14 protein-coding genes are annotated in these 14,807 nt (G+C 72.0%); 6 read left to right on the top strand and 8 right to left on the bottom strand.

The window, feature by feature from the left end:
• Window positions 1–88: 88 nt before the first annotated feature.
• The gene (locus tag ACIRQH_RS28655) at window positions 89–2,407 is read right to left on the bottom strand and encodes a DEAD/DEAH box helicase (RefSeq protein ID WP_388867035.1); all 2,319 of its coding nucleotides are present in this window, start codon (window positions 2,405–2,407) and stop codon (window positions 89–91) included.
• Window positions 2,408–2,918: 511 nt separating this feature from the next.
• On the opposite strand from ACIRQH_RS28655, the gene ACIRQH_RS28650 reads away from it, so the two are divergent.
• Window positions 2,919–3,179, top strand: coding sequence for a hypothetical protein (locus tag ACIRQH_RS28650; protein ID WP_358822071.1), 261 nt, complete (start codon window positions 2,919–2,921; stop codon window positions 3,177–3,179).
• Window positions 3,180–3,204: 25 nt separating this feature from the next.
• Here ACIRQH_RS28650 and ACIRQH_RS28645 read toward each other — a convergent pair whose 3' ends face one another.
• Entirely contained in the window at window positions 3,205–4,122 is a 918-nt protein-coding gene (locus ACIRQH_RS28645) for a class I SAM-dependent methyltransferase (RefSeq protein WP_404227487.1), read from the bottom strand.
• A gap of 111 nt (window positions 4,123–4,233) precedes the next feature.
• A complete protein-coding gene (locus ACIRQH_RS28640) occupies window positions 4,234–4,839 on the bottom strand; it encodes a helix-turn-helix domain-containing protein (RefSeq protein ID WP_388929653.1) in 606 nt (201 codons plus the stop codon).
• A gap of 345 nt (window positions 4,840–5,184) precedes the next feature.
• Here ACIRQH_RS28640 and ACIRQH_RS28635 point away from each other — a divergent pair, with 345 nt between their 5' ends.
• The gene (locus ACIRQH_RS28635) at window positions 5,185–6,741 is read left to right on the top strand and encodes an MFS transporter (protein WP_404227593.1); all 1,557 of its coding nucleotides are present in this window, start codon (window positions 5,185–5,187) and stop codon (window positions 6,739–6,741) included.
• A gap of 362 nt (window positions 6,742–7,103) precedes the next feature.
• Here the strand turns inward: ACIRQH_RS28635 and ACIRQH_RS28630 are convergent, their stop codons facing one another.
• From ACIRQH_RS28630 to ychF, 3 genes are all read right to left on the bottom strand, one after another.
• Entirely contained in the window at window positions 7,104–7,358 is a 255-nt protein-coding gene (locus ACIRQH_RS28630) for a Txe/YoeB family addiction module toxin (protein ID WP_388867046.1), read from the bottom strand.
• A complete protein-coding gene (locus ACIRQH_RS28625) occupies window positions 7,355–7,636 on the bottom strand; it encodes a type II toxin-antitoxin system Phd/YefM family antitoxin (RefSeq protein ID WP_388867049.1) in 282 nt (93 codons plus the stop codon). The genes ACIRQH_RS28630 and ACIRQH_RS28625 overlap by 4 nt, the downstream gene beginning before the upstream one ends.
• 195 nt (window positions 7,637–7,831) lie before the next feature.
• On the bottom strand, window positions 7,832–8,920 hold the full coding sequence (gene ychF, locus ACIRQH_RS28620) for a redox-regulated ATPase YchF (protein ID WP_358822068.1): 1,089 nt from the start codon (window positions 8,918–8,920) through the stop codon (window positions 7,832–7,834).
• 197 nt (window positions 8,921–9,117) lie between these two features.
• Between ychF and ACIRQH_RS28615 the strand changes: the two genes are divergently transcribed.
• Entirely contained in the window at window positions 9,118–9,723 is a 606-nt protein-coding gene (locus ACIRQH_RS28615; protein WP_404227482.1) for a DUF6542 domain-containing protein, read from the top strand.
• A 1-nt stretch (window position 9,724) separates the two neighbouring features.
• Here ACIRQH_RS28615 and ppgK read toward each other — a convergent pair whose 3' ends face one another.
• Together ppgK and ACIRQH_RS28605 are read right to left on the bottom strand one after the other, a co-directional pair.
• Window positions 9,725–10,474, bottom strand: a complete 750-nt coding sequence (gene ppgK, locus ACIRQH_RS28610) for a polyphosphate--glucose phosphotransferase (RefSeq protein WP_358822066.1) — start codon at window positions 10,472–10,474, stop codon at window positions 9,725–9,727.
• A gap of 29 nt (window positions 10,475–10,503) precedes the next feature.
• Window positions 10,504–11,508 (bottom strand): 4-hydroxy-3-methylbut-2-enyl diphosphate reductase, encoded by a 1,005-nt coding sequence (locus tag ACIRQH_RS28605; RefSeq protein WP_358822065.1) that lies wholly within the window; start codon window positions 11,506–11,508, stop codon window positions 10,504–10,506.
• A 102-nt stretch (window positions 11,509–11,610) separates the two neighbouring features.
• Between ACIRQH_RS28605 and ACIRQH_RS28600 the strand changes: the two genes are divergently transcribed.
• The 3 genes from ACIRQH_RS28600 (at window position 11,611) to ACIRQH_RS28590 (ending at window position 14,629) form a co-directional block, all read left to right on the top strand.
• Window positions 11,611–13,008, top strand: coding sequence for an APC family permease (locus ACIRQH_RS28600; RefSeq protein ID WP_358822064.1), 1,398 nt, complete (start codon window positions 11,611–11,613; stop codon window positions 13,006–13,008).
• A 145-nt stretch (window positions 13,009–13,153) separates the two neighbouring features.
• A complete protein-coding gene (gene xseA, locus ACIRQH_RS28595) occupies window positions 13,154–14,362 on the top strand; it encodes an exodeoxyribonuclease VII large subunit (protein ID WP_358822063.1) in 1,209 nt (402 codons plus the stop codon).
• Window positions 14,363–14,371: 9 nt separating this feature from the next.
• Complete coding sequence (locus ACIRQH_RS28590; protein WP_388929652.1) at window positions 14,372–14,629, top strand: exodeoxyribonuclease VII small subunit; 258 nt, start codon at window positions 14,372–14,374, stop codon at window positions 14,627–14,629.
• Window positions 14,630–14,807 lie beyond the last annotated feature (178 nt).

Here is a 14,807-nt window from a genome sequence, read left to right as displayed (position 1 = left end):
GGTGAGGGCGGGGCGCGCAGGCGGGGGTGGCGGCCCGGCGGTGAAGGCGGGGGCCCCGGTGAGTGCAGAGCCCGCTTGGGCCCCGGGTTCAGCCCTCGGCTTCTCCTTCGGCCCCGGGTTCGGGTTCGACTTCGGCCTCGGGTTCGGCCTCGGTCGCGAGTCTCAGCTGCTCCTCCTCGACGATCCGGCGGGCCAGCCCGCTGTCCGAGACGTCGACGGCGTCCGGGGTCGCCTCCGCCATGTCGCTGCGGCGGGCGTAGGCGTCGAAGAGCAGGGCCTTGTTCCGCAGGATGCCCAACAGCCGGTCGTCCACGCTGTCCGCGACGAGCAGCCGGTGGACCTGGACGGGACGGACCTGCCCCATGCGGTGGGCGCGGGCCACGGCCTGGTGCTCCAGGGTCGGCTTGACCTGTGGTTCGCACAGGATGACCACGGAGGCCGCCTGCAGGTTGAGGCCGATGCCGCCGGCCTCGATCTGGCAGAGCAGTACGGCGTGCCCGTCCGCCTCGGTGAACGCGTCGACCAGGCGCTGCCGGTCGGCCGCGGGCACGCTCCCCGATATCGGCCCGAACAGCCTTCTCCCCGGCGTCTCCCGGTCCAAGGGCCGCAGCGCCTGCTGGACGGTGGCGAGCACGTCACGGAAGTACGAGAACACCACCACCTTGAGATCGTTCGCGGCGGCTTCCGCGGTCAGTTCGCGCAGCCGCTGGAGCTTCGCGGACTTCTCGGGGTCGGCGTAGGCGGCCCGGCGCATCGCCATGAAGTTCCCCGCCGCGACGGCTCTGCGGTAGGCCTTCCGGTCGGCCCGGCCGAACTCCTCCCACTCGTCGACCTGGACGAGCGCGGGCAGTTCGGTCAGCACATCACGCTGGTTGCGCCGCAGGTAGGCGGGGGCGACGGCCGTACGGAAGGCGTGCGGGCCCGCGGCCGCACTGCTGTTGTGGATCGCGGGGAGCAGGTCGGGGCGCAGGTGGCGGACGAGGCTGCGGAACTCCTCGACGCGGTTCTCCATCGGCGTACCGGTGAGGAAGAGCACCCGGTCGCAGCGCGCGGTCCAGGCCGCGACCGCCTTGGTGCGGCGGGCGTCCGGGTTCTTCACGTAGTGGGCCTCGTCGACGACGAGCATGCCGGGCGGTGCCCCGCCGACGGCCGCGGGCCCGGTGCCGTCCGGTACGGGCAGGGTGCGCAGCACGTCGTACGTGGTGATCGCGACGCCCCCGCGCTCGCGCCACTCGGTGTACGCGTCCTGCCGGTGGGCTCCGTGAACGGGAAAGGCGCGCAGGGTGCTGCGGGTGCCGATCTCCCGGGTCCAGTTGATCAGGACGCTGGCCGGGCACACGACGAGGAAGTGGGTGTGCCCGTCGGCGGCGAGGTGGGCGAGCGCGGCGATGGCCTGGACGGTCTTGCCGAGGCCCATCTCGTCGCCGAGCACGACGCGACGCTGGGCGAGGGCGAACCGGGCGCCGAAGGACTGGTAGCCGCGCAGCGAGACCCTGCGGTGGGTGTCGTCCAGGCGCTGTGCGTGCACGCGCTCGGCGACCTCGGACGGCAGGAACCCCTCGGCCGCCTCGACATCCGCGGCGCCCGCGGGGTGGTCGGCGATCTCGGCGAGCTGGCTGTAGTACTCCGGGGAGCGCAGCTCGAAGTCGACCCACGCCTCGATCTCGGAGGCCGGTTCGCGCAGCAGGTCGGTGGAGGCCTGCGCGAGCAGCAGGCGTACGTCTCGGGCGGCGGCGTCGGCCGTGAGGTCGCGCAGGGCGACGATCGCGGCGAACGCGCTCTGCCGGCGGCGCCTTCCGGTGACCGCGAGCCGCAGCCAGCCGGCGGCGGGGGCCGCTTCGGGGAGCAGGGCGGCGATCCGCTCGTCGAGCCGCCGGGAGGCGTCCACGGCCCGCCGCAGTTCGGGCCCGGCCTCGACGAGCCGGCGCAGCGCGACGACGAGGGCGGTGGTCCTGGGCTCGGGGTGGTCCACGTCGATCCGTACGGAGACGGTCTCCTCGACGGCGCGGGCGATCTGCCGGGCTGCGGCGAGCGCCTGGTCGGCGGTCTGGGCGCCGACGCCCGGGATCTGCCGCAGGTCGTAGCGGCTCGCCTCGTACACGGCGCGCACCGAGGCGAGTCCGGCCGCCTCGACGGCCGCGAGCCGCAGCCGGCCCTCGGTGACGTCCTTCAGCCGGGAGACGGGGATGGACTCCAGCTCCCGGGCGACGAGTTCGTCCCTGAGCGGGGTGAGGGCGGCACGGACCGCTTCGACGGCGCGGGTGTGGTCGGCGAGCACGGCGCGCGCGGCCTCGTGCAGCCGCGCGGCCTCAGCGAGCAGAACCCGCGCCTGCCGCCCGACGGGCGGCTGCGCGACGGGCACCTGCCCGTCGGCACCCCGGCCGTTCACCGCCTCCGTACCCGCCATGACACCCCTCACGTGCCGCCCGATGCGCGCATCCTTCCACGCACCGCTGACACCGGACCCGGCCGAGCCACCGTGCCCCGCCGACCCGCCCACAGCGGTGGGACGGTCGAAGCCGTGCCCTCCGTCTGCCCGCCGCCCGAGCCGGAACACCGGCACCGGCGCCCGGCCCCGATCTCCTCGCCGTAGCACCACACCCGACCGACCCGGAGCTGACGGGAAGGTGGCAACGGTCGGACGGTCGGGGGCGTCTTCTGCCGTGGTCGTCTCTTTCTCGCCAGGTCCGAACCGGCGGAAGATCCGGTTCCGTCCTGGTCCGTTCCGGTTCGGGTGTCAACTCGCCCCGTTTCGGGCACATTTCAGGAATGGCTGCATCATGCAGACGTCTCCGCGGGTGGCAGGGGCATCCTGATCGCACCCCCACGCATCACCACTCGTACGACGTCCCCCCACTCCTGTCCGGCACCACCCGCGCGACCGCCTCCACGGTCGGCCCGACTGCGAGGAGTTCACGGTGAGCGCCTCTTTCGCCTCCACGATCGCCCGTCGCCTCGGCCGCCTCCTGTGCCTGCACCTCGCCCTCGCCATGGCGTCCACGGCCGCCTTCACCGTCCTCGGCGTGCACACCCGTCGCACGGCGCTCTGGGCACTGTGGGCGGCCCTGCCCCTCACCGGCGTCGCGTGGGCGCTCGCGCGGGCCGGCGAGAAGCGGCAGTCGCGGCGCGAGCGGGACACCAGCACCGCCGACCCCACCGACTGGACGTCCGCCGCCTGATTCCCGCCGTACGGCCGCGCGGGGTTCAGGCTCCTCGACGTGCGGCCCAGACGGTGCGTTCGGTGCGCACCTCCAGGTCGTCGCGGCGCAGGATGCCGTTCGGGCCGTCGGTGTCGAGCAGCCGGTCCAGCGCGGCGAGGTCCTCGGCCGCCAGCCCGTCCGCGACCGTGCCGCGCAGGCGCCGCAGACTCCCCAGGGCGTAGGCGCCGACCGCCGCGTCACGGGAGCCGTCGATGTTCACGGTGAGGGCGCGTTCGGCTTCGACGGCGAATCCGGCGGCGGCGAGCTTCGGACCCCAGTCGGCGCCACGGTGGGGTACGTGCTCGACGTGGTACCGCTCGCTCGCGGCGTGGCAGCGTTCCTCCAGGCCGGGCCGCTCCTCGGGGGCGTTCTCGGGCAGGAAGCGGGGGAAGCCGGCCAGTTCCAGGACCGCGAACAGCGCGCCGGGCGGCAGGGCGTCGTGGACCGCGCGCAACGCCCGGTCCGGGTCGGCCATGTGGTGCATGGAGGCCGACGCCCACACCAGGTCCGGCGCGCCGAGGTCGGGCCAGACGGCGTCGTCGAGGTCGGCCTGCACGGTGCGGACCCGCTCGTCCACTCCCCGGGCGATCGCCTTGTCCCGCAGGCGCTGGAGGTGGGCGGCGGAGGAGTCGACGGCGGTCACGTCCGCCTCGGGGAACCGGTCGAGGAGGGCGAAGGTGCCCGCCCCCGTCCCGCAGCCCAGATCCACGATCCGGCGCGGGGGCGTCGCGGTCGGCAGCCAGCGCGTGACGGCGGCGAGGTGCTCGGCGAGGACTTCGGCGTCGAGGTCGAGGATCTCCGCCTGCCCCTCGGCGGAGTCGTCGGAGTGGGCGTGGGAGTGACCGCCGTGGGGGCGATGACCGTCGGGGCTGCCGGGGCCGTCTTGTCCGGACGGGTGGGGGTGCGGGTGTGCGTGAGCCATGCCCCCACGCTAGAGAGGTCATGCGCACATGGCACGAACCCTTGCCGTTTCCGCAACAAGATGGCCGATCCGAAGGCCGCACGCGCAAGGGACCGGAAAGCGCGCTCCGCCTCAGGTGCGGGAGCTGTCACCGGGGCTGTCGTCGACGTCGGAACGCTGGTGGCCGCGGCGGGCGTCACGGTCGAAGATCCCGAGGATCTCGCAGGGGCCACCCTCGGCCCCGATGGCGTGGGGCAGCATCGTGGGGAACTCCGCGGCCTGGTTGGTCTCGACGCGCAAGCGCCGGTGGCCCAGCATCAGGATCGCCGTGCCGGACAGCACGACGAGCCATTCCCGCCCGGGATGCGCACGCATGCGGGCGGGGTTGTCCGGCGGCGGCTCGGTCATGCGCTGCCGGACGACGCTCATGCCGGGGTCACCCTTGACGGGCCAGCGCATCAGGCTGTGGGCAGCGTCGATCATCGGGCTGACGACCACGTCGTCGGAGGCCGTCTCGACCAGTTGGTCCAAGGTGGTGTCGAGCGCGCGGGCGAGCGTGACCAGGCTGTCCAGCGCCAGGCGCCGCTGACCGTTCTCGATACGGCTGAGCGTGGACTGACTGAGCCGGGCCCGTGAGGCCAGCTCCTCCAGCGACCAGCCCTGCGCCACCCGCAGAGCCCGGATCCGCTTGCGCACGAGGCTGTCCAGCTCGCCATCATTTTGCGTCATACGCAACATCGTATGCCTGTGATGCAAAGGCCGGTTAGCGTCGCCGACGGATCCCCTGAACGTCCGCCGGCCCCGCGGCGCCGGGCCCGCCCGCCCACGTCAGCCCCCGCGCCCGCACTCCCCCATTCCCCGTTTCAAGAGGAACCCGAGGCACCTATGCAGAACGAGAAGGGCATGAGGCCGCATCAGCCCGCTCGGCCGGGCACGGCAGCCGCCGGAGAGGACGGCACCCGGCCCGGCCGCGCCACCACGAAGGCCACGATCCCCGGTCGCGCTCCCACGGGCGCGAGCGCCCCATCCGCTCCGGACGCGCGCCGCCTTCGTACGATCCTGGTCACCGTCTGCGTGGCCCTGATGGCCGTCATCGCCTCCGTGTCCGGCCTGAACGTCGCCCAGTCCGACCTGGCCGTCGCGTTCGGCGCCTCGCAGACGACGATCCTGTGGATCATCAACATCTACACGCTGACCCTGGCCGCGCTGCTGCTGCCGCTCGGCGCGATCGGCGACCGGCTGGGCCGCAAGCCCATGCTGATCACCGGTCTGGCGGTCTTCGGGATCGCGAGCGCGGTCGCGGGCCTGGCCCCGTCGGCGGGGGTCATGCTCGCCGCACGCCTGCTCAGCGGCGTGGGCGCGGCGATGATCATGCCCATCACCCTCGCCGTGATCACCTCCACGTTCCCGGAGGAGGAGCGCGGCAGGGCGATCGGCGTGTGGACCGGTGTCGCCGGGGGCGGCGGCATCCTCGGCATGTTCCTCTCGGCCGCGCTCGTGGACGTGGCGAGCTGGCGGTGGCTGTTCGTCCTGCCGGTCGCGCTCGTCGTCGTGGCGCTCGTCATGGCCGTACGGTCGGTCCCCAACTCCCGTGAAGGCGCCGCGCGTTCCTTCGACACGGTCGGCGCGCTCACCTCGGTCGTGGCCGTGGTCGGGCTCATCTTCACGCTTCAGGAAGGCCCGGAGCGGGGCTGGACCACCCCCGCCACGCTGACCGCCCTGGTCGTGGGCCTCGTCTCCGCCGCCGCGTTCGTGACGTGGGAACTGCGCCGCCGGGACGCCGCGCTGCTGGACGTGCGTCTCTTCCGCGAGCGTGGCCTGGCCGGCGGCTCGATCACCTTGCTGGTGGTCTTCGGCGTGCAGGCCGGGATCTTCCTGGTCCTCTTCCCGTTCCTGCAGAGCGTGTTGGGCTGGTCGGGCCTGTTGTCGACGCTCGCGCTGATGCCGATGGCGGTCCTGATGATGGCGGCCTCGGGTCTCGCGCCCCGGCTGGCCACGCGGGTCGGGGCCCGTTCGACCATGGCCGTGGGTGTCGCCCTGGCGGGCGGCGGCCTCGCCCTCATGGCGGTCATGGTCTCCGTCGACGGCGGCTACCTCTCCGTCCTGCCCGGCATGCTCGCCATGGGCACCGGCATGGGCCTGTCGATGACGCCGTCCACCGAGGTGATCACGGGCGCGCTCCCCAGCGGCCGGCAGGGCGTGGCCTCGGCACTCAACGACGTCACCCGCGAGTTCGGCACCGCGCTCGGCGTCGCCCTGCTCGGGGCCCTGCTGTCGGCCGGCTACCGCGACGCCGTCCAGGACCGGCTCGGCGGCTTCCCCGACGACGCGGCCGACGCGGCCCGCGAGGGCGTCGCCACCGCCGTCCGGGCCGCCGACGGCGCCGGCCCGGACGGCCCGGCCCTCGCGCACGCCGCACAGCAGTCCTTCGTCGACGGCTGGCAACAGGCCATGTGGGCGGGCGTCGCGGTCATGGCCGCCCTGTTCCTCTACGTGGTGACGCGGGGCCCGAAGAAGGAACAGCCTCCTACGCGGCCGAACGCGACGGACGCCCCCGCGGACGGCGAGGCGCCCGCGGACCCCGACGGACGCCTCGCCGGACCCATGGCCACGCAGGTGGGAGACCGCACCGCCCGGTGACGTCCCGCCGCCGGCACCTGTCTCCGCCGCGCCCGGCGCCGGTACGCGAACCGGGGCTCCGTGCCCGAGTTGATCCATCCGCCGGACGGCAGGCCGCCCCGGTCGCGGCGGGTCCGCGGCGCGCCCCTGACAGGCAAGGGGTCGGCGGAGGCCGACCCCTTCACACTCACCGGCACGCCGGACGCATCACGCAGCGCCCGTCACCGAATCCGCTCACAGGTTGGGCGAACATGCAGTAAGAGTGCGACCTGCGGAAACAGGCTTCGAGAGGGTCGCGGCCGGCCACCGATCCAGCACGGCGGCCGTTCGTCCAGAGCGCCCAGCACCCGCGACCGTGACGAGGGGTCCTCCCACCGCAGCGATCAGTAGTGGTACCTGGCTGCGAGGATGACGACCTCCTTGTCCGTCACCAGGTAGACCAGGCGATGTTCGTCGTCGATCCGTCGCGACCACGCCCCCGGCAAGTGGTACTTCAGCGGCTCAGGCTTGCCGATTCCCGAGTAGGGATCACACCTGACGTCTTCGATGAGCTTGTTGATCCGAGCGAGCATCTTGCGGTCGTTCTTGAGCCAGGACGTGTAGTCCTCCCAGCCCTGATCCTCAAGGACGAGCCTCACACAGCACCCGCTCCAGCGTCTGACGGATCCGGATCGATCAGCTCACGCTCGGACACGTTGACATGGGACAGGGCATTCTCGTACGCCTTGAGCAGCCGCCGGGCGTTCGCCGGCGAGCGCAGCAGGTACGAGCCCTCGCGCAGCGCCGCATAGTCATCGGCCGAGACAAGCACGGCGTTGCCGTGCTTCGAGACGATCTCGATGGCCTCGTGGTTCTCGTTGACCTTCTTGATCAGCGGAAACAGTTCCTTGCGGGCTTCACTCGCGGTTATGGACATGCCCTGATCCTCCCATCAAGTGGTACGCAATAACGTACTACTCCTGGCATCAGCCAGGAGAAGAAACGACTGACGCGCGATCAGCCACCCAGCACCGAGCCGGCACGGGAAACGGGTGAGGGCCCACCTCCGGAGGAGTGGACCCTTTCCGACCTGCGCGTTTGACGATTTATCCAACAGGTGGCGACGAAGCGGCTACACGTTGAAGCGGAACTCCACCACATCGCCGTCCTGCATCACATACTCCTTGCCCTCCATGCGGGCCTTGCCCTTGGAGCGGGCCTCGGCGACCGAGCCCATTTCGACCAGGTCGGCGAAGGAGATGACCTCGGCCTTGATGAAGCCCTTCTGGAAGTCGGTGTGGATGACTCCGGCGGCCTCGGGGGCGGTGGCGCCCTTCTTGATGGTCCAGGCGCGGGATTCCTTGGGACCGGCCGTCAGGTAGGTCTGCAGGCCGAGGGTGTTGAAGCCGACGCGGGCCAGCGTGGCGAGGCCGGGCTCCTCGGCGCCCACCGACTCCAGGAGCTCCATGGCGTCCTCCTCGTCGAGCTCGGCGAGGTCCTGCTCCAGCTTGGCGTTGAGGAAGATCGCCTCGCCGGGGGCGACCAGGGCGCGCTGCGCGGCCTTGAAGTCCTCGTCGACCAGCTCGTCCTCGTCCACGTTGAAGACGTACAGGAACGGCTTGGTGGTGAGCAGATGCAGGTCGTGCAGCAGCTCCTCCTTGCCGGAACCCTGGACGATGCCCGCGGAGAAGAGGGTGTCGCCCTTCTCCAGGATCTCCTGGGCCGCCTCGATCGCCGCGACCTTGGGCCCGACGTCCTTCTTGATGCGCGACTCCTTCTGGAGGCGCGGCAGGACCTTCTCGATCGTCTGGAGGTCGGCGAGGATCAGCTCGGTGTTGATCGTCTCGATGTCGTCCTTGGGCGAGACCTTGCCGTCGACGTGCACGACGTTCTCGTCCTTGAAGGCACGGATGACCTGGCAGATCGCGTCCGACTCGCGGATGTTCGCGAGGAACTTGTTGCCCAGGCCCTCACCCTCGCTGGCGCCGCGCACGATGCCGGCGATGTCGACGAAGTCGACGGTCGCCGGAAGGACCCGCTGCGAGGAGAAGATCTCGGCCAACTTTGTCAGTCGGGGGTCGGGGACGCCGACCACGCCGACGTTCGGCTCGATCGTGGCGAACGGGTAGTTGGCCGCGAGCACGTCGTTCTTGGTCAGGGCGTTGAACAGGGTCGATTTGCCGACATTGGGCAGACCGACGATTCCGATCGTGAGCGACACGTTGCGACTTCCCGTACGAGAGGATGGGCGAAGGGCCCTCGGAGAGCGCGGGCCGATCCACCAGTCTACGGCGTGCCCCGGCGCCTCCCGGCGAGGTATCGAACGCATGGCCAAGGTCTTTCCATGGCCTCGCCTTCGGCCACTCTCCGGCGTGTCCGAAGAACGGTTCCACACATAAAACGACCTAAGTTGGTCCGGTGGAGCAACACAGGACGCGTCCCCCTCAGTACAGGCCGCGACGCGGCACGCCCGTTCCGGCGCAGGCCGGGAGGGCCACGGCCGACGGTGTCCGGCGGAGCGCCCCGGCGGTGCGGAGGCCCGCGGCGGCGGGTGCGCGGACGGCACGGCGGCTGCCGAACCCCCGGCTCACCGGGCTCGGCAGCGGACTGTTCTGCGGTGCCGCGATGTTCGCCCTCGCCTGCCTGGACCAGCTCCTCCTCGGAGGGTCCCAGACGGTCTACGGGGTGCTGTTCCTGCCGGTGTGCGTGCTGACCGCGCTGTGGGTGCGGCCCGGCGACCTGGTGACCGCCCCCGTGGTCGTGCCGATCGCCTTCACGTTCGGGCTGCTGCCCCTGGCAGGGGAGAGCGACGGCGGGATCAGCGGCCGCTTCATGAGCCTGGTCACCGCGCTCGCCCTCCAGGCCGGCTGGCTGTACGGCGGCACGCTGATCGCGGGCCTCGTCGTGATCGTCCGCCGGATCCGCCTCATGGCCCGCCGCGCCGCCCGGCGCAGGGCACAGGCGGCGCAGGCGGGGCAGACGGCTCCGGCAAGCGGACCGCAGGTCGGCCGACAGGCCCGCTGAGTTACTGCGCGAGCTTCGCGGCCCGCATGGCGGCGCCCACGATCCCCGCGTTGTTCTGGAGCTGCGCCGGGACGATCTCCGCGGTGATGCCCTCGATCAGCGGCAGGAACTTGTCGGCCTTGCGGCTCACGCCGCCGCCGATGATGAACAGCTCCGGGGAGAACAGCATCTCGACGTGCGCCAGGTACTTGGTCACGCGGCGCGCCCAGTGCTCCCAGGTCAGTTCGTTGTCGTCCTTGGCCTTGGTGGAGGCCCGCTTCTCGGCGTCGTGGCCGTTCAGCTCCAGGTGGCCCAACTCGGTGTTCGGGACCAGCTCGCCGTCGATGAACAGGGCGCTGCCGATACCGGTGCCGAAGGTGAGCAGGATGACCGTGCCGCTGCGGTCCTTGCCGGCGCCGAACTGCATCTCGGCGACGCCCGCCGCGTCCGCGTCGTTCAGCACGGTCACCGGCAGGCCGCCGATCCGCTCGCCGAGCAGGGCGCCCGCGTCGGTGTCGATCCAGGACTTGTCGACATTGGCGGCCGTACGGATCGTGGAGCCGCCGGTGACCACGCCCGGGAACGTGATGCCCACCGGCCCCGACCAGCCGAAGTGGTCGATGACGTCCTTGACCCCGTCGGCCACCGCGTCGGGCGTCGCCGGATGCGGGGTGAGCACCTTGAAGCGCTCCTCCGCGAGGTCTCCGCGGTCAAGGTCCACGGGGGCACCCTTGATCCCGGATCCGCCAATGTCCACACCGAAGATCTGCATGGCCCTACGTTACGTCGTAGGACTGACGGTCACTTCCCGGGCGTACCACCGGTGCGCTCCGCCACCAGGGCGGCCGCCTCGGCGCGCAGGTCGCGGCGCAGTTCCTTGGGCAGCGAGAAGGTGATGGACTCCTCGGCGGCCTTGACGATCTCCACGTCCTCGAAGCCGTGCCCGGTGAGCCGCTCCAGGACCTGCTCGACGAGGACGTCCGGGACGGAGGCGCCCGAGGTGACGCCGACCGTGGTCACGCCCTCCAGCCACGCCTCGTCGATCTCGTCGGCGAAGTCCACCAGGTAGGCCTCGCGGGCGCCGGCGAGCTTGGCGACCTCGACGAGCCGCACCGAGTTGGAGGAGTTGCGCGAGCCGACCACGATCACCAGGTCGGCCTCGGCGCCCATCTGCTTCACGGCGAGCTGACGGTTCTGCGTGGCGTAGCAGATGTCGTCGCTCGGCGGGGAGATGAGCAGCGGGAACTTCTCCTTGAGGGCGTCCACCGTCTCCATGGTCTCGTCGACCGACAGCGTGGTCTGGGAGAGCCAGACGACCTTGGAGGGGTCGCGGACCTCGACCTTGGCGACGTCCTCGGGGCCGTCGACGAGGGTGATGTGGTCGGGGGCCTCGCCGGAGGTGCCGATGACCTCCTCGTGGCCCTCGTGGCCGATGAGGAGGATGTCGAAGTCGTCGTCGGCGAAGCGGACGGCTTCCTTGTGGACCTTGGTGACCAGCGGGCAGGTCGCGTCGATGGTGGCGAGTTTGCCGGCGGCGGCCTCGTCGTGGACGGCGGGGGCGACGCCGTGCGCCGAGAACATGACGATGGAGCCCTCGGGGACCTCCGCCGTGCGCTCGACGAAGATCGCGCCCTTCTTCTCCAGGGTCTGCACGACGTACTTGTTGTGGACGATCTCGTGGCGGACATAGATCGGGGCCCCGTACTGCTCAAGGGCCTTCTCGACGGCGATCACGGCACGGTCCACGCCCGCGCAGTAGCCCCGGGGGGCGGCGAGCAGGACACGGCGGCCAGTCGAAGCAGTCATGGACCCATCGTAAGGCCGCACCCGGCGGGTCAAAGATCGCCTCCTTGGAGAGACTGGGGAAGCCGGGAGGGGTGGGGCCCTGCACGACCCTCGGGAGGCACCATGTCCGACACGCGGACCACCGACGGCGCCGGAGCCGCGGAGCACGAACTGCGGCGCAGCCTCGGCTTCCGCGACCTGGTCGTCTACGGACTGCTGTTCATCGCCCCGATGGCGCCGGTCGGCGTCTTCGGGACGCTGGACGCGAAGTCGCACGGGGCGGTCGCGCTGGTCTACGTCGTCGCGACGGTCGCGATGGCGTTCACCGCTTTCAGCTACGCGCAGATGGTGCGCGTGGTCCCCCAGGCGGGTTCGGTGTTCGCCTACGCGCGCGCGGGTCTGGGCAAGGAGGCGGGGTTCATCGCCGGGTGGATGGTGATGCTGGACTATCTGCTGATCCCGGCGGTGGCCTACCTGTTCTCCGGCATCGCGATGAACTCCCTGGTGCCGGAGGTCTCCCGGTGGGTGTGGACCGCCCTCGCCGTCGTGATCACGACGTTCCTGAACCTGTGGGGGGTGCGCACCGCGGCCCGGGTCGGCTTCCTGGTGCTCGCGCTGGAGATCGTGGTGCTTCTCGTCTTCGTCGTGTCGGCGGTCGTGATGCTCTCGCGCGACGGCGCCCACCGGGACTGGCTGTCCCCGCTGGCGGGTGACGGCACGCAGGGCGCGTTCGCGCTGTCGGCGGTCATCGGGGCCGTGTCGGTGGCCGTCCTGTCGTTCCTCGGCTTCGACGCGATCGCCAGTTTCGCGGAGGAGGTGACGGGCGGTTCGGAGAAGGTGGCCCGGGCGGTCCTGTTCTGCCTGGCGCTGGCGGGCGTGCTGTTCGTGGCGCAGACGTATCTGGTGGCGTTGCTGGAGCCGCTGTCGTCCGCTCAGCTCGCGGCGGACCCCGGCAAGCAGGGTTCGGCCTTCTACGACGCCGTGGACGCCTCCGTCGGCGCGTGGCTGCACAACCTGGTGGCGGTCAGCAAGGCGATCGGTGCGGCCTTCGCGGCGCTCGCCGGGCAGGCGGCCGCCGGGCGGCTGCTCTACGCGATGGCCCGTGACCGGCGGCTGCCGCGGGCGCTGGCCCGGACCGACTCCGGGGTGCCGCGGACCGCCCTGCTGTGCGCGGCGGTGATCACGCTGGTCGCGGCGGTGTGGGCGGCGCGCCGCGACGACGGCCTCGACAAGCTGGTCTCGGTGGTCGACGTCGGCGCGCTGACCGCGTTCACGCTGCTGCACGCGTCGGTGGTGGGCTGGTTCGCCGTACGCCGCATGAGCGGGCCGCCCGTCTGGTGGCGGCATGTCGTCGTCCCCGTCCTCGGCGCGGTGATCACCATCGCCGTGATCGTCGAGGCCTCGGGAACGGCCCAGGTGGTGGGCGCGATCTGGCTGGCGGTCGGTCTGACGGTCCTGTTCGCCCAGCACGGCCGAGCCGGCCGGGAGAGGGACGCGGACGCAGGGAACGGAGCGGGCTGAGGGCTGAGCCTGCGGGCCGTCGACCCGGTCCGCCGCGGCCACTTGAGTGACCGGACACGACCGGCCCCCCGGCGCCCGTGAGGTGCGGAACCGTGCGGGCGCCGGAGGTGCGGGGATGTCGGTGGGGGCCACTACGCTCGGGCGCATGGCTCTCAACACGTCCGCGGACGCTCCGCTGCCCGTCGGCGAGGTGTCACGGCTCATCGGGGGATGGATCGACCGGCTCGGCGCGGTCTGGGTCGAGGGGCAGATCACCCAGTTGTCGCGGCGCCCCGGCGCGGGTGTCGTCTTCCTGACGCTGCGCGACCCGTCGTTCGACATCTCGGTGAGCGTGACCTGCTACCGGCAGGTGTTCGACGCGGTCGCCGACGTGGTGAGCGAGGGCGCCCGCGTGGTGGTCCAGGCGAAGCCGGAGTGGTACGCGCCGCGGGGGCAGCTGTCCCTGCGGGCGACCGAGATCAAGCCGGTCGGCGTGGGCGAGCTGCTCGCCCGCCTGGAGCAGCTGAAGAAGTCGCTGGCCGCCGAGGGGCTGTTCGCGGCCGACCGCAAGAAGCCGCTGCCGTTCCTGCCGCAGCTGATCGGGCTGGTCTGCGGGCGTGCGTCGGCGGCCGAGCGGGACGTCCTGGAGAACGCGCGGCACCGCTGGCCCGCCGTCCGCTTCGAGGTGCGCAACGTCGCCGTGCAGGGCGTCCACGCCGTGCCGCAGGTCGTGCAGGCCGTGAAGGACCTGGACGCGCGCGACGACGTCGACGTGATCGTCGTGGCGCGCGGCGGCGGCAGTGTGGAGGACCTGTTGCCGTTCTCCGACGAGCAGCTCGTCCGGGCGGTGGCGGCCTGCCGTACGCCGGTGGTGTCGGCCATCGGCCACGAGCCGGACAACCCGCTGCTGGACCACGTGGCCGACCTGCGGGCGTCCACCCCGACCGACGCCGCCAAGAAGGTCGTTCCGGACGTGGGCGAGGAGTACGAGCGGGTGCGGTTCCTGCGGGACCGGGCGCGCCGCAGCGTGCAGTCGTTCGTCGACCGCGAGGAGCGAGGCCTCGCGCACACGCTGGCCAGGCCCTCGATAGAGGACCCGCACCGGATGATCGACGAGCGCGCCGACCAGGTGGCGGCGCTGCTCGACCGGGGCCGGCGCACGCTCGGGCATCTCCTGGACCGGGCGGACTCGGAGCTGACGCACACGCACGCGCGCGTGGTGGCCCTCTCCCCCGCGGCGACCCTCCGGCGCGGATACGCGGTGCTGCAGAAGGCCGACGGGCACGTGGTCCGCGACCCGGCGGAGGTCACGGCGGACGAGACCCTGCGGGCGCGGGTCGCCGAGGGTGAATTCACGGTTCGAGTCGATGCATAGGGTGGGCGCATGACCAGCAAGGTGGACGAGGCGCTCGGGTACGAGCAGGCACGGGACGAGCTGATCGAGGTCGTACGCCGCCTGGAGGCGGGCGGCACGACCCTGGAGGAGTCCCTGGCGCTCTGGGAGCGCGGCGAGGAGCTGGCCAAGGTGTGCCGGCGCTGGCTGGAGGGCGCGCGGGCCAGGCTGGACGCGGCCCTGGCCGAGGAGGAGTCCCAGGAGGGCGAGGACGCCGCCGGCGAGCCCGGGGACGCGGGCTCCCGGTAGGCAGGCGATCGTCCACGGCGGGGCGGCCCCAACAGGAGCCGCCCCGCCGTGGCGCCGCGCACCGCCGCCCGGTCGTGGGTGCGCGGCCGCGCCGTACGCAGCCGGTCGCGAGTCCGCCGCCGCGCCTCACCCACCCTGTTCCGAGTCCGCCGCCGCGTCCGGCACCCGCTGCCGCCGC

Source organism: Streptomyces sp. NPDC102279 (genome assembly GCF_044766365.1).
Classification (GTDB): domain Bacteria; phylum Actinomycetota; class Actinomycetes; order Streptomycetales; family Streptomycetaceae; genus Streptomyces.
This window is presented reverse-complemented; position numbering and strand designations above follow the sequence as displayed.

What these genes read in the sequence shown, in the direction of transcription:
- ACIRQH_RS28655 (WP_388867035.1), bottom strand. Translation starts at nt 2,407, where the DNA reads ATGGCGGGTACGGAGGCGGTGAACGGCCGGGGTGCCGACGGGCAGGTG.
- ACIRQH_RS28645 (WP_404227487.1), bottom strand. Translation starts at nt 4,122, where the DNA reads ATGGCTCACGCACACCCGCACCCCCACCCGTCCGGACAAGACGGCCCC.
- ACIRQH_RS28640 (WP_388929653.1), bottom strand. Translation starts at nt 4,839, where the DNA reads ATGTTGCGTATGACGCAAAATGATGGCGAGCTGGACAGCCTCGTGCGC.
- ACIRQH_RS28635 (WP_404227593.1), top strand. Translation starts at nt 5,185, where the DNA reads ATGGCCGTCATCGCCTCCGTGTCCGGCCTGAACGTCGCCCAGTCCGAC.
- ACIRQH_RS28625 (WP_388867049.1), bottom strand. Translation starts at nt 7,636, where the DNA reads ATGTCCATAACCGCGAGTGAAGCCCGCAAGGAACTGTTTCCGCTGATC.
- ppgK (WP_358822066.1), bottom strand. Translation starts at nt 10,474, where the DNA reads ATGCAGATCTTCGGTGTGGACATTGGCGGATCCGGGATCAAGGGTGCC.
- ACIRQH_RS28605 (WP_358822065.1), bottom strand. Translation starts at nt 11,508, where the DNA reads ATGACTGCTTCGACTGGCCGCCGTGTCCTGCTCGCCGCCCCCCGGGGC.
- ACIRQH_RS28600 (WP_358822064.1), top strand. Translation starts at nt 11,611, where the DNA reads ATGTCCGACACGCGGACCACCGACGGCGCCGGAGCCGCGGAGCACGAA.
- xseA (WP_358822063.1), top strand. Translation starts at nt 13,154, where the DNA reads ATGGCTCTCAACACGTCCGCGGACGCTCCGCTGCCCGTCGGCGAGGTG.
- ACIRQH_RS28590 (WP_388929652.1), top strand. Translation starts at nt 14,372, where the DNA reads ATGACCAGCAAGGTGGACGAGGCGCTCGGGTACGAGCAGGCACGGGAC.